The 25,361-nt window shown below is 58.0% G+C and carries 19 protein-coding genes and 5 pseudogenes; 14 read left to right on the top strand and 10 right to left on the bottom strand.

What is annotated here, in order from left to right; genetic code table 11:
• Positions 1–26 precede the first annotated feature (26 nt).
• From V5G24_RS22735 to V5G24_RS22675, 13 genes and pseudogenes are all read left to right on the top strand, one after another.
• The gene (locus tag V5G24_RS22735) at positions 27–1,373 is read left to right on the top strand and encodes a hypothetical protein (RefSeq protein WP_394083891.1); all 1,347 of its coding nucleotides are present in this window, start codon (positions 27–29) and stop codon (positions 1,371–1,373) included.
• A gap of 316 nt (positions 1,374–1,689) precedes the next feature.
• The gene (gene rfbF, locus V5G24_RS22730) at positions 1,690–2,457 is read left to right on the top strand and encodes a glucose-1-phosphate cytidylyltransferase (RefSeq protein ID WP_394083889.1); all 768 of its coding nucleotides are present in this window, start codon (positions 1,690–1,692) and stop codon (positions 2,455–2,457) included.
• A gap of 243 nt (positions 2,458–2,700) precedes the next feature.
• Positions 2,701–3,783 carry a CDP-glucose 4,6-dehydratase gene (rfbG, locus tag V5G24_RS22725; RefSeq protein WP_394083887.1) on the top strand — a complete coding sequence of 361 codons (1,083 nt, stop codon included), beginning with the start codon at positions 2,701–2,703 and terminating at the stop codon, positions 3,781–3,783.
• Entirely contained in the window at positions 3,776–4,879 is a 1,104-nt protein-coding gene (locus V5G24_RS22720; RefSeq protein WP_394083885.1) for an N-acetylneuraminate synthase family protein, read from the top strand. The genes rfbG and V5G24_RS22720 overlap by 8 nt, the downstream gene beginning before the upstream one ends.
• A gap of 24 nt (positions 4,880–4,903) precedes the next feature.
• Positions 4,904–6,013, top strand: coding sequence for an FkbM family methyltransferase (locus V5G24_RS22715; RefSeq protein WP_394083883.1), 1,110 nt, complete (start codon positions 4,904–4,906; stop codon positions 6,011–6,013).
• Complete coding sequence (locus tag V5G24_RS22710) at positions 6,013–6,654, top strand: HAD-IA family hydrolase (protein ID WP_394083881.1); 642 nt, start codon at positions 6,013–6,015, stop codon at positions 6,652–6,654. The genes V5G24_RS22715 and V5G24_RS22710 overlap by 1 nt, the downstream gene beginning before the upstream one ends.
• A gap of 83 nt (positions 6,655–6,737) precedes the next feature.
• On the top strand, positions 6,738–7,778 hold the full coding sequence (locus V5G24_RS22705) for an NAD-dependent epimerase/dehydratase family protein (RefSeq protein ID WP_394083879.1): 1,041 nt from the start codon (positions 6,738–6,740) through the stop codon (positions 7,776–7,778).
• Positions 7,775–9,592 carry a thiamine pyrophosphate-binding protein gene (locus V5G24_RS22700; protein WP_394083877.1) on the top strand — a complete coding sequence of 606 codons (1,818 nt, stop codon included), beginning with the start codon at positions 7,775–7,777 and terminating at the stop codon, positions 9,590–9,592. Before V5G24_RS22705 ends, V5G24_RS22700 begins: the two co-directional genes overlap by 4 nt.
• Before the next feature lie 99 nt (positions 9,593–9,691).
• The gene (locus tag V5G24_RS22695; RefSeq protein WP_394083875.1) at positions 9,692–10,546 is read left to right on the top strand and encodes a methyltransferase domain-containing protein; all 855 of its coding nucleotides are present in this window, start codon (positions 9,692–9,694) and stop codon (positions 10,544–10,546) included.
• Positions 10,547–10,663: 117 nt separating this feature from the next.
• Positions 10,664–10,849 (top strand): leucine zipper domain-containing protein, encoded by a 186-nt coding sequence (locus V5G24_RS22690; protein WP_394084513.1) that lies wholly within the window; start codon positions 10,664–10,666, stop codon positions 10,847–10,849.
• Between the two features lie 63 nt (positions 10,850–10,912).
• Positions 10,913–11,670 (top strand): IS5 family transposase gene (locus V5G24_RS22685; protein WP_394083873.1). Its coding sequence is split into 2 segments (ribosomal slippage): positions 10,913–11,230 and positions 11,233–11,670, totalling 756 coding nucleotides; the frame shifts between segments, so codons are not numbered across the junction.
• Positions 11,671–11,772: 102 nt separating this feature from the next.
• Positions 11,773–12,719 (top strand): annotated as a pseudogene (locus V5G24_RS22680) (IS630 family transposase).
• 853 nt (positions 12,720–13,572) lie between these two features.
• Entirely contained in the window at positions 13,573–15,081 is a 1,509-nt protein-coding gene (locus V5G24_RS22675) for a glycosyltransferase family 2 protein (protein WP_394083871.1), read from the top strand.
• 63 nt (positions 15,082–15,144) lie between these two features.
• On the opposite strand, the pseudogene V5G24_RS22670 reads toward V5G24_RS22675, so the two are convergent.
• The 10 genes and pseudogenes from V5G24_RS22670 to V5G24_RS22625 form a co-directional block, all read right to left on the bottom strand.
• Positions 15,145–15,632: pseudogene (locus V5G24_RS22670) on the bottom strand (IS5 family transposase); the annotation flags it as partial.
• Positions 15,633–15,698: 66 nt separating this feature from the next.
• A pseudogene (locus tag V5G24_RS22665) lies at positions 15,699–15,905 on the bottom strand (IS3 family transposase); the annotation flags it as partial.
• 72 nt (positions 15,906–15,977) lie between these two features.
• The gene (locus V5G24_RS22660) at positions 15,978–17,417 is read right to left on the bottom strand and encodes an IS1182 family transposase (RefSeq protein ID WP_509292272.1); all 1,440 of its coding nucleotides are present in this window, start codon (positions 17,415–17,417) and stop codon (positions 15,978–15,980) included.
• A gap of 63 nt (positions 17,418–17,480) precedes the next feature.
• Positions 17,481–17,650, bottom strand: a pseudogene (locus tag V5G24_RS22655) (transposase); the annotation flags it as partial.
• A gap of 50 nt (positions 17,651–17,700) precedes the next feature.
• The gene (gene tnpC / locus V5G24_RS22650) at positions 17,701–19,284 is read right to left on the bottom strand and encodes an IS66 family transposase (protein WP_394086227.1); all 1,584 of its coding nucleotides are present in this window, start codon (positions 19,282–19,284) and stop codon (positions 17,701–17,703) included.
• Between the two features lie 44 nt (positions 19,285–19,328).
• Complete coding sequence (tnpB, locus tag V5G24_RS22645; protein WP_394086226.1) at positions 19,329–19,676, bottom strand: IS66 family insertion sequence element accessory protein TnpB; 348 nt, start codon at positions 19,674–19,676, stop codon at positions 19,329–19,331.
• Positions 19,673–20,062, bottom strand: a complete 390-nt coding sequence (gene tnpA, locus V5G24_RS22640; RefSeq protein WP_394086225.1) for an IS66-like element accessory protein TnpA — start codon at positions 20,060–20,062, stop codon at positions 19,673–19,675. Before tnpA ends, tnpB begins: the two co-directional genes overlap by 4 nt.
• Positions 20,063–20,130: 68 nt before the next feature.
• Positions 20,131–20,267, bottom strand: a pseudogene (locus V5G24_RS22635) (transposase); the annotation flags it as partial.
• A gap of 195 nt (positions 20,268–20,462) precedes the next feature.
• Positions 20,463–20,654 carry a transposase gene (locus V5G24_RS22630; RefSeq protein WP_394086229.1) on the bottom strand — a complete coding sequence of 64 codons (192 nt, stop codon included), beginning with the start codon at positions 20,652–20,654 and terminating at the stop codon, positions 20,463–20,465.
• 171 nt (positions 20,655–20,825) lie between these two features.
• Positions 20,826–22,073: a polysaccharide pyruvyl transferase family protein gene (locus V5G24_RS22625; RefSeq protein ID WP_394086224.1), complete on the bottom strand. Its 1,248-nt coding sequence runs from the start codon at positions 22,071–22,073 to the stop codon at positions 20,826–20,828.
• 705 nt (positions 22,074–22,778) lie between these two features.
• On the opposite strand from V5G24_RS22625, the gene V5G24_RS22620 reads away from it, so the two are divergent.
• Positions 22,779–25,304, top strand: a complete 2,526-nt coding sequence (locus V5G24_RS22620; RefSeq protein WP_394086228.1) for a glycosyltransferase — start codon at positions 22,779–22,781, stop codon at positions 25,302–25,304.
• The last annotated feature ends 57 nt before the right edge of the window (positions 25,305–25,361 follow it).

Genomic DNA, 25,361 nt, shown 5'->3' with positions numbered 1-25,361 from the left:
TGCCAAACGAGTCGATCTCTTCTCTGATGAAATTCCCCGACCCTCAACGAAGTGCATATTATATTGTAGCACCGCGCTACACCCGCATGTCTGCTGGCATAAAGTGTCTTCATTTACTCTGCCATATGCTGAACCTGAGGGGCGAGCGAGCTTTTTTTTCCCCGACGCCGCTGGCGGACGGGATCGACACGCATCCGGATCTGTTGACCCCGCTTTTGACCGAGGAGATCGTAGACTACCATTTTCAGAACGGCGTTCGGCCGATAGTCATCTACCCGGAGGTGGTGTCCGGAAATCCCTTTGATGCGGAAACGGTGGTCCGCTACGTCCTTAATTTTCCGGGATTTCTCGGCGGCGATGCCAGCTTTCCCCCGGAGACGATCGTCTTCGGTTACACCAGCATTCTCGCCGAATTCTGCGGGGCGCCAGATAATGTGCTGTTTCTGCCCCATGTGGATACCAGCATCTTCAACGCCGCCGGAACCGGCGCGCGAACCGGCACCTGTTACACCGCGATCAAGTATAAGTATGTTCATGGGGGCGAGATTTTCGGCGTTCCCGCCGGAAGCACGGAGATCACGCGCGATCAACCGAACTCGCAGACGGTAGAAGAACTCGCCCGTTTATTTCGTAGAAGCGATTTTTTTTATTGTTTCGAGAATACATCGCTCTGTCTGGAGGCGATGTTGTGTGGTTGCCCGACGATTTTGATGCCGAATCCGTTCTTTCAGGTGTCGCTCGCCGAAAAGGAGCTCGGTCGCAACGGTGTAGCCTGGGGCGACACCCCCGAGCAGGTCGCACACGCGAAGCGGACGGTGCATCTGGTCGCGGAGGAATATCGGCAGGCCGAGGCCGCGTTCGAACGCCAGCTCACCCATTTTATTGAAGTCACGCAGGCTGCGACGGCGGGCCGGAGCTACCGCCGTAAGGTCCGCCGGCCGCTGCTGCCGTTTGAGACCGGCGAGGGGTTCAACGAAGAGCGGGCGCGCCAGGGGCGGGCCATGGCTTCCCACCCGTTTCGGCTAGCGGGAACCCAGTTGCTCAGCATGGGGCGTATGCTTCTCGATCGTTCAGCGGATCTGAGGCTATTGCGAAGATCTCGTTTGTTCGATCCAAAATGGTATCTTGAACAATACCCCGATATCGCCCGCATGAAGGTTGATCCGGTCCGTCATTACCTGCTGCACGGGGCCGGCGAGGGGCGGGATCCGGGACCGTTTTTCTCCACCAGTGATTATTATGCCCTGCACCGGGATTTGAGGCGAGAGGGCCAGAATCCGCTCATCCACTATCTGCGGTCCGGAAAATATGACGATGGTCCGGCCTTGGAGCCCCTTGCCAAAATGTCAGGGCCCGAAGGATCAAGCGAGTAAGGAGCGGCGCATCTTCAGCGCAGCGGCCGCGTCGGGCGCGCCATGAGGAAATATTAGACGGCAACGCTCATGGTTGGACGGTAGCTTCGATGTGGGCCGGCAGCCGGGATGCGTTTCATGGTCGTGCGGTAAGGTCTACTAGCCGTAGGATACCATAAGGTGATGCCGCTATTTTGATCAAAAGCGGGCCCGCGGACATTCTCGGCCCGATTGCCGGAATATCCCACCTATAGTTGTCTCGACAGGGCTTGAACTCAATATCAAGGTGCCTTAGTAGGTCCCGGGGTATTTCGGGCGGCGGAGCGGGGAAGCATTAATGCAGGCGGTCATTCTCGCTGGCGGTTACGGCACGCGGATCTCCGAGGAATCCAATCTCCGGCCGAAACCGATGATAGAGATCGGCGGAAAGCCTATTCTATGGCATATACTGAAGATATACTCTTGGTACGGCGTAAATGATTTTATCATTTGCTGTGGTTACAAAGGCTATATGATAAAAGAGTATTTCGCGAATTATTTTCTTCATATGTCTGATGTGACCATCAATATGGAAGATAATTCCATAGAAGTACATCAGCGCAAGGCGGAGCCCTGGCGCGTTACGCTCGTCGATACCGGTGAAGGCACGCAGACCGGGGGGCGCGTCAAGCGCGCGGCGCCCTACATCAAGGGTGATTTCTGCTTGACCTATGGGGATGGCGTCGGGTCCGTCGATATCGGCGCGCTGATCAACTTCCATAAATCGCATGGGCATCTCGCGACCATGACCGCGGTTCAGCCGCCGGGCCGCTTTGGATCCTTGCAGCTCGACGGCAACCGCATCTCCGCCTTCGTGGAAAAGCCGGTCGGGGACGGCGGCTGGATCAACGGCGGCTTCTTCGTCTTGTCGCCGAAGGTTCTGGACTATATCGCCGACGATCACACGCTGTGGGAGCGCGAGCCGCTTGAACATTTGGCCCGCGAGGGTGAGCTTCAAGCGTGGTTCCATCCCGGTTTCTGGCAGCCGATGGATACCCTGCGCGACAAGACCAGCCTCGAAGGGTTGTGGGAAACCGGCAAGGCGCCGTGGAAAGTTTGGGACTGATGTCATTTCGCGTTCATGCCCAGTCGGCAAAGTCCTGTCGCGTGGGCTACGAGGCGATGGAATTGGTCGCCCCTTATTGCTTGCGCACAGCCTGGTCTTTACGGGAAATTTCAGGTGCCTTGTCGAAGGGCGGCGCTCGCGGCGGTTGCCCGGTATGGGGTCGGGTGGCGAAGGAGTGCTCGGTGTGATGCAGGTCGTTTTGGGAACCCGCGCGGGTCGCCACAGTAATGTTGAAGGTGGCGCATGAGCACGCCGGAATTCTGGCGCGGCCGCCGTGTTTTCCTCACCGGCCACACCGGCTTCAAGGGAGGCTGGCTCTCCTTGTGGCTCCAACATCTAGGCGCCGACGTCACGGGCTTTTCGCTGCCTCCGAACACCACGCCCTCGCTTTTCGAGGCCGGCGACGTCGCCAAGGGGATGACGTCGATTTTCGGCGATATCCGGGACCGCGTCGCGCTTGATGCTGCGATGCGCGCATGCGCACCGGAGATCGTGCTTCACCTTGCGGCGCAGCCGCTGGTTCGTCGAAGCTATGCCGATCCCACGGAGACCTATGCGACCAATGTTCTGGGTCTGGTCAATCTCTTTGAGTCGGTCCGCGCCCAGGAGGGCGTGCGCGCGGTGGTCAATGTCACCAGCGACAAATGCTATGAGAATCGCGAGTGGCTATGGGGCTATCGCGAAACCGACCCCATGGGGGGATTTGATCCCTATTCGAGTTCGAAGGGCTGCGCGGAGCTGGTAACCTCAGCTTATCAGCGCTCGTTCTTTCATGAGTCGCAGTCGGGACCGTCGACATTTCTCGCCAGCGCCCGTGCCGGCAACGTGATCGGTGGCGGCGACTGGGCAGAAGACCGGCTGATTCCGGATATCATCCGTGCTCTCTCCGCGCGCAAGACGCTCCAGATCCGGCGACCCGGCGCGGTCCGCCCATGGCAGCACGTGCTGGAGCCGTTGAGCGGATACCTTCTGCTCGCGCAGCGGTTGGTGGAGGACGGCGCGACCTTCGCACAGGGCTGGAACTTCGGCCCCGATGTAGCCGATGAGCGACCGGTCCAGTGGATCGTCGATCAGATGACCGGCATGTGGGGGGAACCCACCCGATGGGCCCTGGACGATGACGCCGGGCCGCACGAGGCGGGCCTGTTGAAGCTTGATTGTTCAAAGGCAAGAGCGATATTGAAATGGACGCCGCGCTGGAGCCTTGCTCGCGCGCTTGAAGAAACCGTGGCCTGGCATACGGCCGCTATTCGAGGTGAAGAAATGCGCAAGGTTACACTCGCGCAAATCGATGGATTCGTTCAGATGGGAAACGGAAATGCTTGAGCAAAGGGATCGCGAGCGGTTTGAGAACTTGTTTGTACTCGAGCTTGCTAACAATCACTGGGGAAAGCTCGACCGCGGGCTCAAGATCATTCGTGATCATGGCCGAGTTATTCGGCACAACGGCGTGAAGGCGGCGATCAAGCTGCAATTCCGCGACGTCGATGAATTCATCCATCCTGAATTCAAGGGCAATACCGAGCTGCGCTATATCAAGAAAACGGAAGACACCAAGCTTTCGAAGGAAGATTTCGCGCGCATGGTGGCCGAAATCCGGGCGGTTGATGCCATCCCGATGGCGACGCCTTTCGATGAGGCGTCGGTCGATCTCTGCGTCTACTTCGACATGCCGATCATCAAGATCGCCTCGTCCGACATGAACGACTGGTTGCTGATCGAGAAGGTGGCCAGCACGCGAAAGCCGGTTATCGTCTCCACCGGCGGTGCGTCTGAAAAGGACATGGACGATCTGGTGGAGTTTTTCGAGAAGCGGAACATCCCGCTCGCCATCAATCATTGCGTCTCTCTATATCCGTCGGAAGACGCCGAGCTGGATCTCGACCAGATCGATTATTTTAAAACGCGCTATCCCAACCATGTGGTCGGGCTATCGACGCACGAATACCATGATTGGCATTCATCGATGCTGATCTCCTACGGCAAGGGCGCGCGCACCTGGGAACGCCACATCGACGTGAATTATGAAGGCGTCGCGGTCTCGCCTTACTGCTCGCTGCCCGAGAATTGCGACGAGTGGTTCAAGGCTTTCCACAAGGCGCGCGAAATGTGCGGCGGCCGCAGCAGCGAGCGCCGGCCGATCACCAGGCGCGAGGTGCAGTATCTCGATGCCCTGGTTCGCGGCGCATACGCGCGGACGGACCTGAGCCCCGGCTATGTCTTCTCGAAGGAAGCCTTCGAGCGCGATTTTTACATGGCCATTCCCTTGCTCAAGGGCCAGCTTTCGGTTCGCGAGGTCATGGATGGTGAGAAGCTGGTCCAGCCGATCAAGGCCAATGAGCCCCTAATGATCACCCACGTCGACGGACCGTACAACGAAAACCCATCGCTTCGGGCGCTCATCGAAGCGCGCGGCATTTAAGGGCGGTTACGCCGGAAGACAGCCATGTCATTTTCTGAACTTGCCGCCGCGATCAATGCCAGCGACGACGCGACGCGCGCGCTAGACCTTGGCCGTCCCGTCTGGGTTTATGGAACGGGATCGTTCGGGCGCGCCGTGGCGGCGGCGCTCCGGGCGAAGGGCGCGCAGGTGCCCGGCTTCGTTGCGACGAAGCCGGCGGCGGAGAACTGCGACGGGCTGCCGATCCTGCCGATTGCGGTCGGCCCGCAGGCCCTGGGTCCGGGGGCGCAGGTCGCGGTCGGTATTTTCAACCGGGACACGTCCTACAGCGATATCGACAGCATCGCCCGTGCGGCCGGAATAGACCGACTGTTCTGGCCGTTCGATTATTATCCTCAGGTGGAGGACCAACTGGGCTGGAAGTTCTGGCTGGGCTCGACCAAGGTCGCGAAGGCCGAGAGCGATCGTATCCGCCAAGCCTATGAGCTGTTGTCGGACGAAAGAAGCCGGACGCTGTTTTCGCGCATCATTCGCTTTCGGGCCGGGCAGGACCTTGCCTATGCCGCCCATGTGGATCCGGAAGAGCAGTATTTCTGCGACCTCACGCTCCCGCATCTCGCCAACCGCTCGTTTTGCTATGTGGATTGCGGTGCGTTTGATGGCGATACCTATGTCGCGCTGAACCAGCATATGCCCGTGGCGGACGCCTATCTTTTCGAGCCGGACACACGAAATTATGCGTCCCTGGTCGCGAATGTGAAGGGCTTCAGCGGCGCTGTAAAATGCCTTCCGCTCGCCGTCGCGGACAGCTACGAAATCCTGTCATTTTCAGGCGAAGGCGAAGGCGGGGTTGTCGATCGCGGCGGGACCACCCGCATTGCGACCGTCAAGCTCGACGACATGCTCTCGAATACCCGGGTCGATTTTCTGAAGCTGGATATCGAGGGTAGCGAGGCGATGGCGCTGAAGGGCGCGAGCCGGCTGATCGCAGAAGGCCGCCCGATCATCTGCGCCTCGCTTTATCATAAGCCCGAAGACGTGTGGGATCTCCTTCTTCTCATTTCCAGCATTGTCGACGATTACGATTATTACATTCGCCAGCATATGTTCAATACTTTCGACTCCGTGCTTTACGCAGTCCCCCGGCGGCGCTGATGCGGGTTCGTGGCATCGTTTTCGATCTCGACGGCACCCTGGTTGACAGTGCTCCCTCGGTGGCTTCCGTCCTGAACGGAATGCGCGCCGAGCACGGCTTCGCACCCGTGCCAGACAGCCGCTATCGCGGCTGGATCAGCCTCGGTGCCCCGACACTGGTTCGCAATGCGCTGGACATGCATACGGGCGATTGCACCATGGAGCTGGCCGAGTTTCGCCGGCGGCTTGCCCGCCATCGCGTACCCGCATCGAGCCTTTACGCCGGCGTGCCGGAAGTGCTGGAGCGCCTCGCCCGACGAGGAATGGCGCTCGCGATTTGCAGCAACAAGCCGGAATCGCTCTGCGTGAAACTGCTTGAAGACACCGGAATTGCGGGCTATTTCGGGGCCGTCATCGGCGGTGATACCATGTCCGCGTCGAAGCCGAGCCGCGAGCCAATCTTGGCGGCATTGGCCGGCATGGGCACCGAACCCGATGACGCGATCTTTGTGGGTGACAGCACCGTGGATCAAAAGGGATCTGCGGCAGCCGGCGTTCGGTTCGTATTCTTTGCGGGAGGATATGATGACGGCGTTCGTCGTGCGGACTGTTTTTTGACGATCGGCGAAATCTCGGATCTTGACCGTATTGCTGGAGGATAGCGGCGCAGGAGCGCGGGTAGCGCTCAGACGGCATACAGGAAGTCTTTGGAAGCATGCCTTAAAATGGGGAAGGGGCATCGGCAGTGACGCGCTGGTCTATCGAAAGCGATTTGGCCGATATTTTCGAACACACTGCGACGGTGTGGGAGACGATGCGGGGTGCGCGTATCTTCATGACCGGTGGCACCGGCTTCATCGGCTGCTGGCTGTTGGAAAGCCTCCGCTATGCCGAGGAGCGCCAGCCCCTCGATATCAAAGTGACAGTGTTGACCCGAAATGCGGACGCGTTCGCAGCGAAGGCGCCGCATCTCGCCTCGTTTCGCGCGTTCACTTTCATCGTCGGTGATGTCCGCGATTTCACGCTCAAATCCGCAGGTTTCACGCATCTGATCCATGCCGCAACCGATGCGAGCGCCGATCTGAATGAAAACAACCCTCTGAAAATGTTCGATACCGTCCTCACGGGGACGCGAACCGCGCTCAACTTCGCCGTTGAGAACAAGATCCCGCGGGTGCTCTATCTCAGCACGGGCGCGATTTACGGCCAGCAGCCCTGGGAGATGGAGCGCGTTCCCGAAACCTGGAGCGGCGCGCCGGACTGTACGAACGCCCGCAACGCCTATGCGGAAGGCAAGCGGGCAGCCGAAATGCTGTGCGCGATATATCGCGCACAGTTTGGGCTCTCGATTACCACCGCTCGGATTTTTGCCTTGCTGGGTCCGTACATATCGCTGGACATCCATTTCGCCGCGGGCAACTTCATCCGCGATGCAATGGCGGGGAAGCCGGTGATCGTGAACGGCAACGGTATGCCCGTGCGCTCCTATATGTATGCGGGTGATTTGACGACCTGGCTCTGGCATCTGCTCGCGCGGGGCGCGGATGGGGCGGCCTATAATGTAGGCTCCGACGAAGGCATCTCGATCCGGGACCTCGCACGGGTCGTTTCGGCAACGGTTGGAAATGGCGAATTCATCGTGCGCGATGCGTTCGAGAAAGGCTGGAACCCCGGCCGATATGTTCCAGAAACCAAGCGCGCCGCCACCGAACTCGGCTTGTTCACAGCGGTGTCCCTCGAAGACGCGATACGTCGCACGGCAATGTGGAATGGGTGGAAGCAATGACCAAGGTCAAGCTTTCGAACTGGGTCGCGCAGCGGCTTGTCGAGTTCGGCGTAAAGCATGTGTTCATGGTGACCGGGGGCGGCGCCATGCATCTCAACCACGCGTTTGGAACGCATCCCGGCCTGGAATGCGTTTTCAATCATCATGAGCAAGCCAGCGCCATCGCCGCCGAAGCCTATTATCGCGTGAACAACAGGCTGGCCGTGGCCAATGTGACGTCCGGACCGGGCGGGACAAACGCCATTACCGGGGTCCATGGCGCCTTTACCGATTCCATCGCGATGCTGGTGATCTCCGGCCAAGTGAAGATGGAGACAACGGTCCGCTCCACCGGCCTACCGCTGCGTCAATATGGCGACCAGGAGCTGGACATTGAGGAGCTGGTTCGCCCCGTCACGAAATATGTCCAGATGGTCACCGATCCCCGATCGATCCGCTACCATCTGGAAAAGGCGCTCTATCTCGCCGTTTCCGGGCGTCCGGGGCCTTGCTGGCTCGACATCCCGCTCAATGTGCAGGCGTCGCTGATCGATCCCGACGAACTTCCGGGCTTCGATCCCGCCGAATTGGGTGCGCCCTGGGACCAGGATTTCGCGCTTGCGGACACATGCAGCCAGATTTTGGAGCGTATCGCCGCGGCGAAGCGCCCGGTCGTCTATGCCGGTAACGGCGTTCACCTTAGCGGCCAGCACACCGCCTTTCTGCGCCTGATCGATAAGCTCAAAATCCCCGTGGTGACCGGCTTCAGCGCCCACGATCTGTTGTGGGACAGCCATCCGCTGAACGGCGGGCGGCCCGGTACCATCGGGGACCGCCCGGGCAATTTCGTGGCGCAAAACTCGGACTGCCTGCTCATCCTCGGCACGCGCCTGAATATCCGCCAGATCAGCTATAATTGGCAATCGTTTGCGCGCGAGGCGTTCAAGATCTGGGTCGATATCGACCGGCTGGAAATGGACCGTCCCAATATCAAGGCCGACATGCCGGTGGTCGCCGACCTCGCGGTGCTTTTGCCGGCGCTTGCCGATGCCGAATATGCCGGTCCCACACCGGAACACGCGCAATGGCTGGAATGGGCACAAGAGCGTCGCCGGCGTTTTTCCGTCGTGCAGCCGGAATATTGGAGCAACCGGGTCGTCAATTCATATTGCTTTATGGATCGCCTGTTCGAACATCTGACGCAGGACGCTGTCGTCGTGGCCGCCAACGCGACGGCGTGCATCGTGAGCTTCCAGGCCAGCCGGCTCAAGCAAGGCCAGCGCTTGTGGTCCAATTCCGGAAGCGCGATGATGGGGTATGACCTGCCCGCCGCGATCGGTGCCTGTAAGGCGAATGGCGACAAGGAGGTCATTTGTCTGGCGGGCGACGGCTCTATCATGATGAACCTGCAGGAATTGCAGACGATCATTGGGAATCGGCTGCCGATCAAGATCTTCCTACTAAATAACAGCGGATACGTTTCCATCTTTCAGTCGCAGCGCAATTTTTTTGGCGGGGATGAAGTGGGCGGCGGGCCGAAAAGCGGCGTGACCTTCCCCGATTTCAAGCGGGTGGCGGAGGCGTTCGGCTTCCCGTTCCTACGCATTTCCTCGCACGGAGAACTCGACGACATCATCCAGCAGACACTGGCGATTGAAGGGCCCGTCGTGTGTGAGGTGATGCTCGACGAAGCCGTGCCGTTTGCCCCGAAGCTCGGCGCCAAGCAGCATCCGGACGGACGCATCACGTCGCCGGCGCTTGAGGATATGTCGCCTTTCCTTAGTTTTGAAGAATTGAATGAGAATATGATAATTGAATTAATGGATGAACGATAACTAACTTAATTTTAACTGATAGTTAATTAATTTTGTTTAAGGCGTGATTTTTTTGAATTAAAATGATTTAGTTTTGCCAATCAACACGAGGAAAAATAGATGAAAATGGATTTCTGTCCAATTTGCGGCAGCAAAAAATTGGTGAACCGAGGCTCCCGCGAAATAGCTCAGTTTCTCACTGAGCGTTGTGAGCTCGGAGAAGTGATGACTGAAGGGTTATATTGTCAAATATGTGACTTTTTCTTCTTTAAGCGCAGGCTTTCTTCGGGTGAGGCTGAGAAGCTGTATGTTGGGTATAGAGATCAGAAATATAATGATCTTCGACTTAGAGTCGAGCCGTCTTATGCGGGGTTTATTCCTAGTTTCGACAATAAATTCAGCCCCTATTACATTGATCGAGCTCAAGAGTATGCGGAGGTGGTCGATATTTTCTCTGAAATTTATCCCAAAACAGTTATGGATTTTGGTGGGGATGGATTTTTCCCCGGCCGAATTTTCCCAGCTGCGGAGGTTCGGATCGATGATTTGAGTGCCGGAAAATCGGGTAACGGTCTTTGTGACTTCGTGTTCGCCTCGCAAGTGATGGAGCATGTGAGCAATCCTCGGCTGACACTTCTTCAGGCGATGGAGTATCTATCTGACGAGGGCATCATTTGTGTCGACGTGCCAAAGCAATATGACGGATTACTTCTCAGCTCATTAGATGAGCAAGAGAAGTCGGGTGGCCCGCTGATGATAATGCATGAGCATATAAATCATTTCTCGCAAAGAAGCATTCGAGCTCTATTGCGTGCAGTAAATCTTGTACCTATTTTTGAAGCGGTGTTGCCGAAGTACAATGTGATTCTCGCATTGGCGTGTCGTCCTGGATCGAAAGTGGCTAGCGAATTTCTCGGCCAGAAAATTTCACGTGAATGTAAGTGGGCGCTTAATATGATACGCTATTCATTATAGCGCTGATATCGCACTATAATATTTCTAGGGTGGTTATATCGGGCCTGAGAGATAGCAAAGCAAGATCGAGGTTCTCGTGAATTTTTGTTATCGTTTTGATAAGCGATCTTGGGTCGGGTGGCTAGGCCTAGATGTCGAAGCAATAAAGGATGTTCATCCGGGACTTGGCCGGTGACCGCTGCGGTCCGTGCCGCGGGCATTTCGGTGCGCGCCGGCTACAAGTGGGTGGCACGGTTTCGGGTGGGCAGCGAGGGGCGCTTCACGACTCAAGTTGGACGCCCACCCGAAGGCTCCGCTGCCTAGCTCTAGGGTCTAAACTCAACGAACGATCTATGATTCAATCGGCTCATGGATGGAGAGTATACCATGAGCCGGTTGTTCTGGTTGAATGATAACCAATGGTCGAAGATTGAACCCCTTCTTCCTCATTATGGTAGCCCGCCGCGCGTGGATGACCGGCGCATCCTGCCCGGGATCATTCATGTGCTGCGCTGCGGCTGCCGCTGGTGCGATTGCCCGGTCGATTACGGCCCTTACACCACGGTCTACAACCGCTTCAACCGCTGGTCCCGCAAGGGGATCTGGCAGCGCATCTACGCCGCCCTGACCGGCGATCAGCGCACGCCGCGCCAGCTTCTCGCCGACAGCACCCACGTCAAGGCGCACCGCTCGGCGGCCGGCGCCGAAAAAGGGGGGAGCAATGTCAGGCGATTGGTCGCTCCCGCGGCGGTCGAACGACTAAGATCCATGCCCTGAGCGACGGCCAGGGCCGGCCGCTGGTCCTGGCCCTTACCCCCGGCCAGGCGGCCGACATCAAGATGCTGCCCGTCATGCTGGATGCCGCACCGCCGGCCGACGAGCTTCTCGCCGATAAGGCCTATGACAGCGACAAGGTCCGCGAAGACCTTGCCCGCCGAGGCACACGCGCGGTCATCCCCAACAAGGATGATCGCAAGTATCTGCATCCGTTCGATAAAAGGCGCTACAGGAAGCGCAATGCCATCGAGCGCATGTTCTGTCGCCTCAAGGACTTCAGGCGCATCGCCACCCGATACGGCAAGCTCGCGAGGAACTATCTCGCTGGCCTCTGCCTCGCCGCTCTCGTCTCATGCTGGCTGCGTTGAGTCTCAGCCCTCGGGCATTTCTGCGTTTGATTTAAATCGTAGGGATTCCGGTTTTCGGGAAGTTGTGATTCGAGATGCTGGCTGGGCGGAGGCCAGCATCGCATGGTCCGACCCCTATCGACTGACCTGCGGGAGCGGGTTGTTGCAGCGGTTCTTTCCGGAGAGACGAGCCGAGCGGTTGCGGCGCGGTTCGGGGTTGCGGTCTCCTCGGTGGTGAAGTGGTCGCAGCGTCCTCGAGCGACGGGCTCGGTGGCACCGGGCCGGATGGGCGGCCACCGCAAGCGGGTACTTGAGCCGCACCGCGCCTTCATCGCGGGGCGGATCGAGCAGACGCCGAGCCTGACGCTGCACGCCCTGAAGGCGGAACTGGCGGCGCACGGGATCTCGGTCTTGGATGACGCCATCTGACGGTTCCTGAGCCGAGAGGGGCTGCGCTTCAAAAAAAAACGATGTTCGCTCTTGAGCAGGCCCGAGCCGATATCGCCCGTCGCCGCCAGCGCTGGCGCAAACATCAGCCCAAGCTCGACCCGAGCAGGCTCGTCTTCGACGAGACCTGGATCAAGACCAACATGGCCCCGCTCCATGGTTGGGGACAGAGGGGCAAGCGCCTGCGCGGCTTTGCGCCCCACGGCCATTGGAAGACCCTGACCTTCCTTGGAGTCCTGCGCGCCGATGCCCTGACCGCGCCTTGTGTCTTCGACGGCCCGATCAACGGTGCGTGTTTCCGCGCCCATGTCGAGCAGATGCTCGTGCCCACGTTGAAGCCCGGCGACATCGTCATCATGGACAATCTGGGCAGCCATAAATCCGAGGCGGTGCGCCATCTGATCCGGGCGGCCGGCGCTAGGCTCGGATTCCTGCCGCCTTATTCGCCCGATCTCAATCCAATCGAGCAGGCCTTCGTCAAGATCAAGCACTGGATGCGCAAGGCCCAGAAGCGAACCATCGAAGACACCTGGCGCCATGTCGGCGAACTCGTCCAGGCCATCGACCCAACCGAGTGCGCCAACGACCTCAAAAACGCCGGATATGCTTCAATCAAAACATGAAATGCTCTAGAGCATGACAAGTACCTTTACGGTCGGCGACCCAATGTTGAGAATTTGTTCGTCAAGCTCAAGGAGTGGCAGCGCGAGTTGCGCGACCGGAGCCTTCGATCGCCGTAGCTCTGCTCGTATCGCGTGTGTGGTCTTGGCGCTTCCGTAAAGAACCTGCTCCATAGCGCCCGCCCCCTCCCATTCTGACGGCGATAAAGCTATGCCATCACAATGTGGGACAAAACACCTAATCCGCGAACGCATAATGCAATGATCGAGATGGGAATCGGGGCGAGTTTGAGGGAGATGCGGAAATTGTTCGAACCGCGATCGCCGCGGGAGGTGAGATCGTGCATCTGGTCGGTACGCTTGAAGAATCGCTCGATGTGGTTTCTTCGACGATAAAATCGCCGATTGAAGGAGAAGGTGTGTTTGGACCTCCTGTGGGGCGGCACATCGCAAATCCACAGCGCCGCCGTAGGAGGGTGCTATGTCAGTGTCGGCTCTCCTGTCGGAGAGAGGGAAGCCGCTCGGCGCGAACTGCAACCCCATCTATGAGTTGGTGAGCTTGGCGAGGTCGCTTAAAATACCCTCGCCGTTGCGAGGGCGGTGATTCGGTTCTATTTTCTCGCTAAAAAGCGCCCTTAGTGCTGGAGACCTGTGTTTTTCACAATTTTTATTGCTTCGAAGTGAAGGATGGTGATTTTTAATATCGCTGACACATTGAATATTTAATAAAATTAAAAAATTCCTTAGAGAGTATGAGGGTTTCTATATTATAAAAATAACCCTAGAAAACCAGTAAATAGGCGCATTAGATCGGGCTAACTTCAAAAGTTTAAGAAGGGCATGAAGGGGTATCAATATGTTGTTGTCAATTTTAATACCAACACGCAATCGGCGAAAATTCATTATACCGCTTGTGAATAGATTTATCAGATTTATCGAAGATGGATACCTGGAAGGTCTCGTAGAAGTCGTCGTCCTCGACAATAACTGCTCAGACGGGACGAGTGAAGACCTGCTTAAAATAGAGAATAAAAATTTAGTGATAAAAAGATCAAACGTCTACATTGAGACGTCAGAGGAAAATATTCTTAGAGGCATATGTGATGTAAGTGGAGAATATACTTGGTTTTTCGGTGACGATGATATTCCAAATTTCGAATCGGCGATGAAATTGATAGAGCGACTGAAGGGTGGCTCCAATGTCGATTTTTATGTTTCAAATTTCAGAGTGATTCAGCAAAATGGAGTCTTAGCGAATTTTGGTCAGATCCCAGATGCTATTGACGTTGAGTGTTATGGCCTTGAGGGTGTGCTTCGCCGTGTGGGCCTTATTAATATGTTATCGGGTTGGTCCATACTTGTAGCTCGGACTAAAATGCTAAATACAGACATATTTCGTGAGATTGTTAAAACGTCCCCGATATATGCTCATTGTTTTTGGTTTCTGCATCTGTTTAAAGATTCACATGTATGTTTTCTCGCAAGTCCTCTCGTCGATTATCGTATTTTCTTTGACATGAGCGGTTGGACTAAATTTTCCCAAACAACGGGAAAGCCATTATTTTACTGGTGGTCGGTGGGTATAGTTCGGCACTTTCGTGCTGCAATGGAGCGGGGTGACATCTCTGCAGATACAATTGCGAAATTACACGAGTATAGACATGATGGTACTATATATCGGTCATTAAACGAGATTGTTGTTAAGTTAATTGAGCAAACAGATGTATATCTCAAGAAAAATGAGATTAGCCAATGTTTTTCATTAGACGATATAGAAGAAGTTAGGGTTTTTATTCTTTCTCTTGATCTTTCTTATATCGAAGTATTCAGCAAAATAATTGGAATTATCGAAACAATAGATAAATCGAAGGGGCGAGCAGCAAAGAATGTCATTTCTGGTGAGATTTTGTCTACACTGCATCTCATGCAGCAGATTGCGGATTTTAGACATTCGCCCTATTTTGTTAAAAAAATGGGGGATTATTTTGTCTATGAAAGAAACGATGTTTTTATAGCTATCCATGGTCAGCATATAGGTTCGTACGAGGCCATATTGGCCAGTATGTCTCCAGCCACTGTTCATCCTTGGATTTTTGTTGAGAAGGAGATGGCTAACTTAAGACTTCTCTTGGAGTCATTGCGGCCGGTAGCGTACACTACGCCCCATCCGGTGAGTGGTTTCCTGAATGAAGCAGAGCTTATAAACGACGCGAATGTTTCGGTTGAGTTGGTCGCGCCGCCAGCATCAGCGGATTATACTGGGGCGCCTGCTACCATTATTGTGCAAAAAAGGGAATACAGTCCTGTCGTTAAAATATTTCGCCATCCAAGAAAGGCAGTTAAGCGCATCTTGAATATTAAATGAATTCCAGGAGGGTTCACATAATGCCGACATCAGAGAGCTAGGCTCAGGACTCACAAATCAGAGTCAGAAGATGACTGTTGCGGCGATGCATATGGCTGAGAAGAAGGTGTGGGCGCAACGATCATAACGTGTAGCGATACGGCGCCAGTCCTTGAGCTTGGCGAACAGGTTCTCCACCTTGTGTCGCTGGCGATAGAGGCCCTCGTCATAGTCGAAAGGGCGCTTGCGGCTCCGCGATGAAGGAATGCAGGGATCAATGCCCCTGGCGGCCAGTGCCTCCCGGAACCAGGCACTGTCGCAGCCGCGGTCGGCGATCAGGCTTCGGGCCGGCGGCAAGGCATCAAGGACGAGACGTGCACCCTTGTGGTCACTCATCTGGCCTTCGGTCAGCACCATGATGATCGGACGGCCGTCGCCGTCGCAAACCGTGTGGAGCTTTGAGTTCAGGCCACCTTTGGTGCGCCCGATACGACGGGGAACATCCCCTTTTTAAGCAGGCTCGCCGCCGTGCGGTGGGCCTTCAGATGGGTGGCATCGATCATGATCCGCTCCCGACGTTGCCTCCAACTTCTATCCAGCTGTGAGTTCGTTCGTTCCGTCGGTTGGATTTGCCCTCTCAGGGGGGCTGAGCGGCGGGTGCAGGCGCCAAGACGCCGGTACCCGAATCGCCGCCGCTCCGGGGCGATGGCATTCATGCGCTTGCGCACCGGGCCGTCGTCCCCGCGGGCGGACATGTATCTCATGGTCATGCGGCAGAAGCCGATGGCTTTACACGCCCGCCGTTCGCTCATCCCAAGGGCTTCCATGAGGCGGGCGACAGCTCTGTGCCCGAGGCTGTGTGAGAACTCAGTATGGCTCGTCGCTCAGGTTGTTGCCACGGCGCGCATTAGCTCCGTTCACCCGGTTATCGCTTTGAGGGTCGATGCAACGCCGGCGACGGCGATGACGCGCTTGATGTTGTAGGCCAGGATCGCCAGGCTGGCTTCGGTGGAGACGTTCTTGAGGCCGCGCGTTCGGAAGTGGGTGGCGCCCATCCATCCTTTTATGGTGCCGAAGACGTGCTCGACCGTGCAGCGGCGGACCGCCATGGCTTCGGGCATCGCTTGAAGCCTGCGCTCCATGGCATCGAGCACCGCTTCGTGCTCCCATCGTCGGATACGCTTCTCTTTGCCGGCCGTGCACAGCGCACGAGATGCGCAGGCACCACAGGCCCTTTGGTTGAAGTACACGCTTATGAGCTTGCCGCCCTCCACCCTGGCAAAGCGCTTCTGGAGCTGTGCGCCGACTGGGCAGCGGTAGGTGTCGGTCTCAGGCTCATGTACGAACATGGCCTTGCTCCAGAAACCACGCGCCTGAGCCGGCGAGGTATTTGGCTTGGGCACCATCGGGATGATGCCAGCTTCGGTGCAGGCGCGGATCTGCTCGCCCTCATAGTATCCACGATCTGCCAGGGCGATCATTTCGGCAGCGCCGGTCTCGGCCTGGGCCGCTGTGGCCATCTCCAGCAGATGCGAGCGGTCATGACCGCGGTTGGTCACCGCATTGGCGACGACGATGTGGTGCCGGGTATCGACGGCCGCCTGGACGTTGTAGCCGACGACCCCGCGATGGTCGCTCCCGGTCGCCATGACACGGGCATCGGGATCGGTGAGCGACACCTGCTCATCGGGAGCGGCTTGCAGTTGCTGGCCAATCTCCTCGAGTTCGCGAAGCCGACCATGCAGCGACGCCAGTCGCTCGGTCAGGTGATGGATCCGGGGAGTGGCCGGTCCGGTTTCCGCACTGTCGGCTTCCTCAAGCTCGGCGAGATAGCGCGCGATGCTTTCCTCGACATGGGCCTTCCGGCGCGCCAGCTTGCCCTTGGTGTAGTTCTTCTCGTGCGTGTTCACCGCGCGCAAGCGTGACCCGTCGATTGCGACCATGCTGCCACCGACAAGACCCAGTGCACGACAGATGGCGACGAAGCGCTGGCACGCGATCTGGAGCGCGCTGGCATTGTCATGGCGGAAGTCCGCGATCGTCTTGAAGTCGGGTGCCAGCTTGCCGGTCGGCCACATCAGTTCGATGTTGCGGCCCGCCTCGCGCTCTAGCTTCCGGCTCGAGGTCAGCTGATGCAGGTATCCATAGACATAAAGCTTGAGCATCGTGCCCGGCGCGTAGCCAGGCCTGCCGGTCGATGCCGGCTGCACGCGGGAAAAACCGAGCTCGGCAAGATCGAGTTCATCGACAAAGGCATCGATGATGCGGACCGGATTGTCGGGATCGACATAGTCCTCCAAACAAGCGGGCAGAAAGCTCGCCTGATGACGGTCGGCAGCCTCGACAAAACGTCCCATCTGGCACCTCCGAAGAAGTGTCTAAACATAGCATAATCAGGGGTTTTCACACAGCCTCGGGTGGGAAGCGGGCGTCACCACTTCTTTCACAGGAGATCCTTCAGCGCGGCATTGTCCAGCGTGGCGTCGGCGAGCATGGGCTTCAGCTTCGCGTTCTCGTCCTCGAGCGCCGGCAGCCGTTTGGCCACCGGGACGTCCATCTCGCCGAAACGGACCTTCCACTTGTAGATGCTTTGTACGCATCCGGCGAGGGCCGCGGGATGAGGTCTGGCGCGGGCGTGGCTCAGGTGGCATTCTGCAGGTGATCTGCGGCTTTCCAGTTCCAGGGCAGCAGTTGGTCGATGGCCCGGGCGGGATGGCCGGGAAGGCGGGCGAGGACATCGGCGAGCCAGGCCCTCGGGTCGACGTCGTTGAGCTTCGCGGTCTCGATCAAGGTGTACATGGCAGCAGCACGGCGCCCGCCGGCGTCGGATCCGGCGAAGGTCCAGTTTTTGCGACCGAGGGCGATGCCGCGCACGGCGCGCTCGGCCGCATTGTTCGAGAGGCAGAGGCGTCCGTCGTCCAGGAACCGGGCGAAGGCCTGCCAGCGCTTAAGCATATAGTCGATCGCCCTGGCGGTATCGTTTTTGGAGGACAGACTGGCGCGGTCGGCGCGAAGCCGGGCCTCCAGGTCGGCGACCAGAGGGCGACTGCGATCCTGCCGGACGCGGAGCCGCTCGTCGGGAGGCCAACCGTTGATCTCGCGCTCGATCTCGAAGATGGAGTCGATCGCCTTCACTATCGCCGCCGCCATGGGAGCTCGCTTGAGATCGGCGAGTTCGAAGAACTTGCGCCTCGCATGAGCCCAACACCCCACTTCGAGGATCGGGCCGGGCTTGCGGCTGGGGTCGTAGAGCCGGTTGTAGCCGGCGAAGGCATCGGACTGCATCGGGCCGGCATAGCGGTTGAGCCAGGCCTCGACGTGCTCGCCCGAGCGCGTGGCCGAGTAGAAGTATGCGGCGGCGGGAGCCGCGGCACCGGCGAAGGGGCGGTCGTCGCGCACCACGGCCCACAGATGTCCGGTGCGGGTCTTGCCCTTCGCCAGGACGGGGACCGGCGTGTCGTCGACGTGGATACGTTCGGCAGCACGCACATGCGCCTCGATCCGCTCCACCATGGGAGCGAGCGAGACGGTGACGGCGCCGACCCAGTCGGCCAGCGTGCTGTCGGTCAGAGCTACCCCCTCGCGGGCGTACCGTTCGCCCTGCCGATGGAGCGGCAGGTGCATGGCGTACTTCGCTGTGATGATCTCGGCCAGCAGGTTCGACCCGGCGCGACCACGGGCGATCGGATGGAACGGGCCCGGCGCCTGGGCAATCGCCTCGCAGGCGCGGCAGGAGACCCTCTCGCGCACGTGCTGGACAACGAACCAACGCGCTGGGATCCGTTCGAGCGTTTCGGTGACGTCCTCTCCGAGCTTTGACAGCCGATCCCCGCCGCAGCACGGGCAGACAGCAGGTCCCGGGACGACCACACGCTCGCGCGGCAGATGCTCCGGCAGCGGACCGCGTATCGGCCGGCGGCGCTCGCGGGCCTCCTTTCCGGAGGGCTCTACGGCGGCCACCGCCACCTGTGCTGCGATCTCCGCCGCCGCCAGGGTCTCCTCGGCGTCCTCAAGCATCAGCTCCAGTTGCTCGAGCTTGCGACCCCGTTCGGAGGAGGTGCCGAAGGCCTGTCGACGGAGCCGAGCGATCTCCAGGCGGAGCTTCTCGATGAGCAGGCGCTCGCCCGCCTGCACCCGCTCCACGGCCAGTCGCGCCTCCCGCTCCGCGAGGATCATCGCGTGGGCTACGGCCAAATCCTGGGGCAAATCGGGAGCTTCGATCACGCCGATGATTCTGCCACAAAGCAGTGCCGAAGCAATGGTTTATGTCATCCCGTCGCGGTCGGGCGCCACGTCTTCTGCGGCATCCGCCAGTCGATCCCTTCGAGCAGATAACCGAGCTGCGCGGCCGTGATCGTCACCGTGTCGTCGACCGTCGATGGCCACAGGAACCGCCCCCGCTCCAGCCGCTTAGCGAACAGGCACATGCCCAGTCCGTCGTGCCAGAGAATCTTGACCAGGTCGCCACGGCGGCCCCGGAACACGATCAGATGCCCCGAATGCGGATCGCGCTTCAACGTCTCCTGGGCGATCAGGGCCAAGCCGTTGAAGCCCTTGCGCACGCCCGTGTGGCCCGTTGCGAGCCAGACCTTCACGCCGCTCGGAACCGGGATCATCGAGCGCTCAGCGGGTCAAGGACGAGACGCAGGGCAGCGGCATCAACGTCACGATCGACCCGAACCCGACGGCCACGGCCGAGATCGATCTCGATTAACCCGGTCGCGCGCCGAGGTCGCGTCGGCCCGCTCTCCGTCTCACTCACCGCGGGTGGCGTCTCGGCCTGGATCATCACCGGCAGGAGCGGCGAGACCTCGGCGATGCCCACGAGCCGCCCTTGGCGCGCTTGGCGGCGCCATGTGAAAACGAGGCTCGGGCAGACATCGTTTCGCTGCGCAACCTCACTGACCGTCGCGGTGTTGTCCAGCGTCTCCGCAACAATACGCGCCTTCTCTTCGTCCCGCCAACGCCGTCGCCGTTCGGTCCCGAGCACCTCGATCTTCATCGACCTGATCACCTTAAGTCTGAACTTAAGGTCATACCTTCATCCCAGCGCAGCAGCCCGCAAGGCGGCCTTCGGCGGAGGCGTACGATGCTGGCGTCGCTGCCCCCGTGCTTGGGGCACAGGTCCGAGACCGGCATCCGGCCTCGTGCTCCTTCAGGATGCCGATGATCTGCTCTTCCGTGAAGCGGCTGCGACGACAGGTCATGTGAACTCAATCATCCCCCGCCCCGCGACGGGGCGTTCAGGGAACCGTGGCCGGGTCGATCACGCCGCGGTCGCAGTCCATCGGAATTCCGCACGGCATCGCCACATGCTTTGAAGGACGTCAGCCATCTTGCGAGCCAGGGCGACCTTCGTCTGCTGTCTTCATGACGCCGGGTGATACGCACCGCCCAGGCCTTCATCGGTGCCCAGCGTGTGCTCGGTCGCAAGATGATGTTGGCCGCCGCCAACAGCCCAGTTCGCGTATGCCCGTCGCCCCTTTGGTGATCCGTCCGGTCCGATTGATCTCGCCCGATTGATCCCGCCGAGGTGTGAGCTCGAGACGGGGGCCTACGGACCGGGAGCGCGCGAAACGTTCCGGCGCATCGATCGTTGTTCTCCTCCGGCCGGTTCCTCACCCTTCAGGACGAGCGTCTCTCCACCTCCTAAGACCTAAATGCCGCTATCGTCTTTCGTGTCTTGTGGTCAACCTATAAAAGTAGGTATATCAACGCAACAATATTAATGCATTATTATTGTGCATATTTTAAAACAGAAATAATCAATAATGTGGTGCTAAAATGATGTCATTTCCATCGTTATATCTGATATTGCCTCGAAGTATTTTAACAAAACTCTGCACAACAATATCAGGAGGCCTCTTATTTTGCATAGAAATCGGCGAAAGGTCCGTTTCCTTAAAAGCTAAAGGAAGTGACATCTCTTGGGCCCAATCGCAAAAATCAGAAAACCTTCTCTGATAGATGTCGTTTACTGCAGCGATATCTATCTCGCCGAAGAGCTTTTGGATTCCAGACCGGGTTGAGTTGATGGGTTCTCCGGGTTGCCAAGGAATTCCCAGAAATGCGCAAGATGAGCGGCATCGTGTGTCGCCGTTTGTGACAATAGCAGGAACTCCGGCGTTCAGTGCAATGATCGCTCCGTGAAGTCTCGTGCCGATCACAGCTTTACAGTTTTTCCGGACATGGTCCTTCCAGGCACAGAAATCGGGAAAAAAATGGACCCGCTCGGTCACAAGACCGCGTAGAAGCGATAAGCGAGGTGCCTGGGCAATTGATTCCTGCCATTGAGATGTCAGTGATTTCGGTTCACCGTATATAACTTCGACAATCGGCCAATCATAATCTCCTTGCAGATAAAAATGTGCATCTGAATCTATAAAATATCCAAGCTGTCCAGTGACCCCGATTATCCTGCCGTCGTTAGCGCTCCACTCAGGAGTAGAAACGATACGATTTCGACCTTCTTCGAAATAGGATGGGCATCCGAGGGCTTTTGTATTATGTATTTGAATTTTATTCAATTGTTCTACTTCATAATCACCCCTTACACCAATGACTTTACTTCTGTCCGAAAGCATCTTGAAAAAGTTAAGCTTTGATTTTGATAGTCGGAAAGCAAGGTCGGCATCGTATGGATCGGCCCAAGGCGCATGAGAATTGGCGGCCAGACTGAGAACGACAAGTTTTTGAGTTGTCGGATCAATTTCGCGGATGTAATTAAATGCGGTATCATACCACTGATCTGGGAATGATTCTCTTAAATGATCTTCTAGGATGAGGAAAATTGTATCAACTTCCTCCAGTGCATTTAGGTAATATCTAAAAGCATCTGGATCTGCCGATATTATCGAATTTATAAATTTAGTATTATTCGAATTTAGGCCAAATATTTTAGCAACCGACCGGGATATATATAAGTTTCCAATATTTTCATGTATATCTCTATAAAAATAACGATCATTTATGTCTCTTGACGACCCGTTTACATTTAATAGCATATTTTTCATATTTTGATCTTTCCGAAATCAGGTTTAACCTTTTGCAGGTAGGCATTGTATTTCTGCGGGGGGGGGGGGTCAATTTTTCACGATCTGCGCGGATCATTTTGCGGCGAGGAGAAGGAACCGCGCAGCGATGAGCGTAGGATCTCGGTCCCTCTCAAAATCTTATCTCGCCTTTAACCGGGTGCGATTGCGAACGCTTCGTTTGGCGCCCAGGCTTGCGTTCTAAGTCGCGCGCAATTTGTGGCGTAGCGAGGGTGCGTACCAAACGCGACGACAGGTATCCGGCCCGCTCTAGGCTTCGTGAGAGTAGCCTGAAAAGGCGGTCCCCACCTCTTTTCTGGCGATGCCATCACGCGAATCCGATCGAAGCCTAAAACCTGACCAAGGGCTGCAGCGAGAGCCGTCGCGGTAGAAACGACGCCTCACCATAATTGTTCCAGGCCAAAGGGTCGGTCGGCACTTTTCCTTGCGATTCGACAGCCCGCCAGGGTATCATTCACGTTCAAATGGACGTTCGCAGCGTCAGATGCGAACTCGTCCATATAATCACATTATAATAGTATTTTATCTTGAGGTAAGGCGATAAGCTTCGTCGTGTGCGATGCGCGCACCGTTCTTAGGGGGCTGACCACACTTGAGGCATGGTCTGCGGTGTTGGTGAATAAGCCGGCTCGCAATCTCTGGAGGCCGCTGGGAGCGAACGTGTTGATGGAGATGGACGGGGGGCATGCGGCGAAACTGGCAGCGCTTCGGGCGACGCTGGACAAGGAGATCGCCCGGGCCGAAGAGCGCATACGCCAGCAGGAGACCGAACTTGGAGTTTTGAGCCTGCGGCTTGAATCTGCACTCTCACATGCCGAGGTGGAGCGCCGTCGGCGGCATAATATTTCTCAGGTGATCCGAGCCTTGCCGGTGTCGGCCCGCCGCGGATGGCGCGGCGTGTGGGGACGGCTGATCCGTCGGTTCGGCTCTGGGAAATTGGAGGCCAATTGCCGGCTGCTTCTGGATTCTGGCCTCTTTGACCGTCAATTCTACCTGGATCAATACCGCCAGCCCGATTCGGTCGGTGTCGAGCCGGTCGTAGATTACCTGCTGCGCGGCGGTTTCGAGGGCTGCTGGCCAAATCCCGCCTTTGATTCCGATTTCTATCTGTCGACATACCCGGACGTGAGCAGCGCGGCCTTGAATCCATTGTGGCATTATATCCTCTATGGCGAGGGCGAGGGCGAGGGCCGTATTCCCAGCGCCACCTTCAGTCCGATCGCTTATCGTGACGAACATCCCGAGCTGGAGCCCTGGCAATCGCCCCTGGCCGACTATCTGTCGAAGCAGGTGCCGGACAGGTTGCGCGGCAGCGGCTTGAAAGCGGTTCCGGGCGCCGTCTGGCGGACATGGTTGCGCTGGTTGCGAGCGCTTCGCTACAGGAGAATGGCCAAGACCACGGTCCCGGCCTTCCGGGCCGGGCTTTTGGGGCATCACGCCCGCCATGTCGCCTTCCGGCCGGGCCGCAAAGGCATAATGGACGGCACGCTCCCGGCGGTGCGCACCGGCACCTACGAATGGCGCAGCCAAGCCCCAGGCTATACTTACATCGCCCCGCGGTGCCCGGCCGATCTGGATGAGCGCATCGCACGCTTCCGGGCGACGCCGCGCTTCTCCATCATCGTGCCGCTCTACAATACCCCGCTTGACGTGCTCCGCCGTATGGTGGCCTCGGTCGATGCGCAATGGTATCCGCACTGGGAGTTGATCCTGGTGGACGACCGCAGCCCCCGCGACGATGTGCGCCAAGCCCTTGCCCTGCTCAAGGATCCGCGCGTCATCGTCAAGAATCTCACTGTGAATCAGGGCATTTCCGGCGCTACCAACGAAGCCATCGCACTGGCGGGCGGCGACTTCCTGGTCTTTCTCGACCATGACGACGAACTGACCGAGGATTGCCTCTACGAGCTCGCCGCCTGCATCGATCGGGACGATCCAGACTTCATCTATAGCGATGAAGACAAGATCGCGACCAACGGCACGTTCGTGGAGCCGTTCTTCAAGCCGGACTGGTCACCCGACACGCTCATGAGCCTCATGTACACGTGCCACGTCAGCTGCGTGCGCCGCAGCCTAGCGCTGAAAGTCGGGCCGCTTCGTTCGGAATATGACGGGTCGCAGGATTGGGACTTCGTGCTGCGCATCACGGAGAATACCCGCAAGATCTCCCACATTCCGAAGGTCCTGTATCATTGGCGCATCATACCGGGCTCCGCGGCGGCCGAGTTCGACGCCAAGCCGGAAGCGCTTTCGGCCGCGGTGCGGCTGCGCCTGGAGGCGATGCAGCGCCGCGGCGTCAGCGGCACGTGCGAGCCGGTGGAGGGCCTGAAGGCCTATATGCGGGTGCGGTACAATGTGGCGGAAGCGCCGCGCGTTTCGATCATCATCCCGTCCAAGAACAATTGGGCCGTGCTGCGCCAATGCCTGCGTTCGATCCGGGACAAGAGCAGCTACCGCAATATCGAGCTGATCATCGTCGATAATGGCTCAAGCGAAGCGGAAACCCTCGCCTATCTGGACGGTCTCGACGCGGAAGAGGGCGTGCGCGTGGTGCGGCACGATTTCCCGTTCAATTTCTCGGCGCTCTGCAATGTCGGCGTGCGCGCCTCATCGGGCGCGATCCTGCTGTTCCTCAACGACGATACCGAAGTGATCACCCCCGACTGGCTCGACCGCATGATCGGCTATGCCCAGCAGAGCCATGTCGGTGCCGTGGGGGCCAAGCTGCTGTATCCTAAGTCGCAGCGGGTTCAGCACGCGGGCGTGGTCTATATCGCCGATGGCCCGAGCCACGCCTTTCTTGGCGCGAACGCCAAGGACCCCTGCTATTACGCGCGCAACATGCTCGACGGGAACTGGCTGGCGGTCACCGGCGCGTGCCTCATGGTGGAGCGCAGCAAGTTCGAAACCGTCGGCGGGTTCGACGAGTCATTCCCGGTTGCCTATAACGACGTGGATCTGTGCTTCCGCCTGGTGGAGGCGGGCCTGTTCAATGTGGTGTGTCCGGCTGCGGAGCTGCTGCATTACGAATCCATGAGCCGGGGCATCGACCACGTCAGCGCGGAAAAAATGGCGCGGCTGCGCGCTGACAAGAGGCGGCTGGACGTGGCGCATCCACTTTTCTTCATGCGGGATCCCTTCTTCTCCCCTAATTTGCACCCGAACGACCTGACATTCCGCGTTCCTTCCTGAGGGAGGATGCATAATGTCGGCGCGGTATATCGGCGGAAGCGGCCGTGCACCACGGTG

It is taken from the genome of Roseixanthobacter finlandensis, from assembly GCF_043195105.2.
Classification (GTDB): Bacteria; Pseudomonadota; Alphaproteobacteria; order Rhizobiales; family Xanthobacteraceae; genus NCEH01.
The sequence above is the reverse complement of the archived record's forward strand: the minus strand, read 5'-3'. Positions and strand labels throughout refer to the sequence as shown.

What these genes read in the sequence shown, in the direction of transcription:
- V5G24_RS22735 (WP_394083891.1), top strand. Translation starts at nt 27, where the DNA reads ATGAAATTCCCCGACCCTCAACGAAGTGCATATTATATTGTAGCACCG.
- rfbF (WP_394083889.1), top strand. Translation starts at nt 1,690, where the DNA reads ATGCAGGCGGTCATTCTCGCTGGCGGTTACGGCACGCGGATCTCCGAG.
- rfbG (WP_394083887.1), top strand. Translation starts at nt 2,701, where the DNA reads ATGAGCACGCCGGAATTCTGGCGCGGCCGCCGTGTTTTCCTCACCGGC.
- V5G24_RS22720 (WP_394083885.1), top strand. Translation starts at nt 3,776, where the DNA reads ATGCTTGAGCAAAGGGATCGCGAGCGGTTTGAGAACTTGTTTGTACTC.
- V5G24_RS22715 (WP_394083883.1), top strand. Translation starts at nt 4,904, where the DNA reads ATGTCATTTTCTGAACTTGCCGCCGCGATCAATGCCAGCGACGACGCG.
- V5G24_RS22710 (WP_394083881.1), top strand. Translation starts at nt 6,013, where the DNA reads ATGCGGGTTCGTGGCATCGTTTTCGATCTCGACGGCACCCTGGTTGAC.
- V5G24_RS22700 (WP_394083877.1), top strand. Translation starts at nt 7,775, where the DNA reads ATGACCAAGGTCAAGCTTTCGAACTGGGTCGCGCAGCGGCTTGTCGAG.
- V5G24_RS22695 (WP_394083875.1), top strand. Translation starts at nt 9,692, where the DNA reads ATGAAAATGGATTTCTGTCCAATTTGCGGCAGCAAAAAATTGGTGAAC.
- V5G24_RS22675 (WP_394083871.1), top strand. Translation starts at nt 13,573, where the DNA reads ATGTTGTTGTCAATTTTAATACCAACACGCAATCGGCGAAAATTCATT.
- V5G24_RS22660 (WP_509292272.1), bottom strand. Translation starts at nt 17,417, where the DNA reads ATGGGACGTTTTGTCGAGGCTGCCGACCGTCATCAGGCGAGCTTTCTG.
- tnpB (WP_394086226.1), bottom strand. Translation starts at nt 19,676, where the DNA reads ATGATCCCGGTTCCGAGCGGCGTGAAGGTCTGGCTCGCAACGGGCCAC.
- tnpA (WP_394086225.1), bottom strand. Translation starts at nt 20,062, where the DNA reads ATGAAGATCGAGGTGCTCGGGACCGAACGGCGACGGCGTTGGCGGGAC.
- V5G24_RS22625 (WP_394086224.1), bottom strand. Translation starts at nt 22,073, where the DNA reads ATGAAAAATATGCTATTAAATGTAAACGGGTCGTCAAGAGACATAAAT.
- V5G24_RS22620 (WP_394086228.1), top strand. Translation starts at nt 22,779, where the DNA reads ATGGAGATGGACGGGGGGCATGCGGCGAAACTGGCAGCGCTTCGGGCG.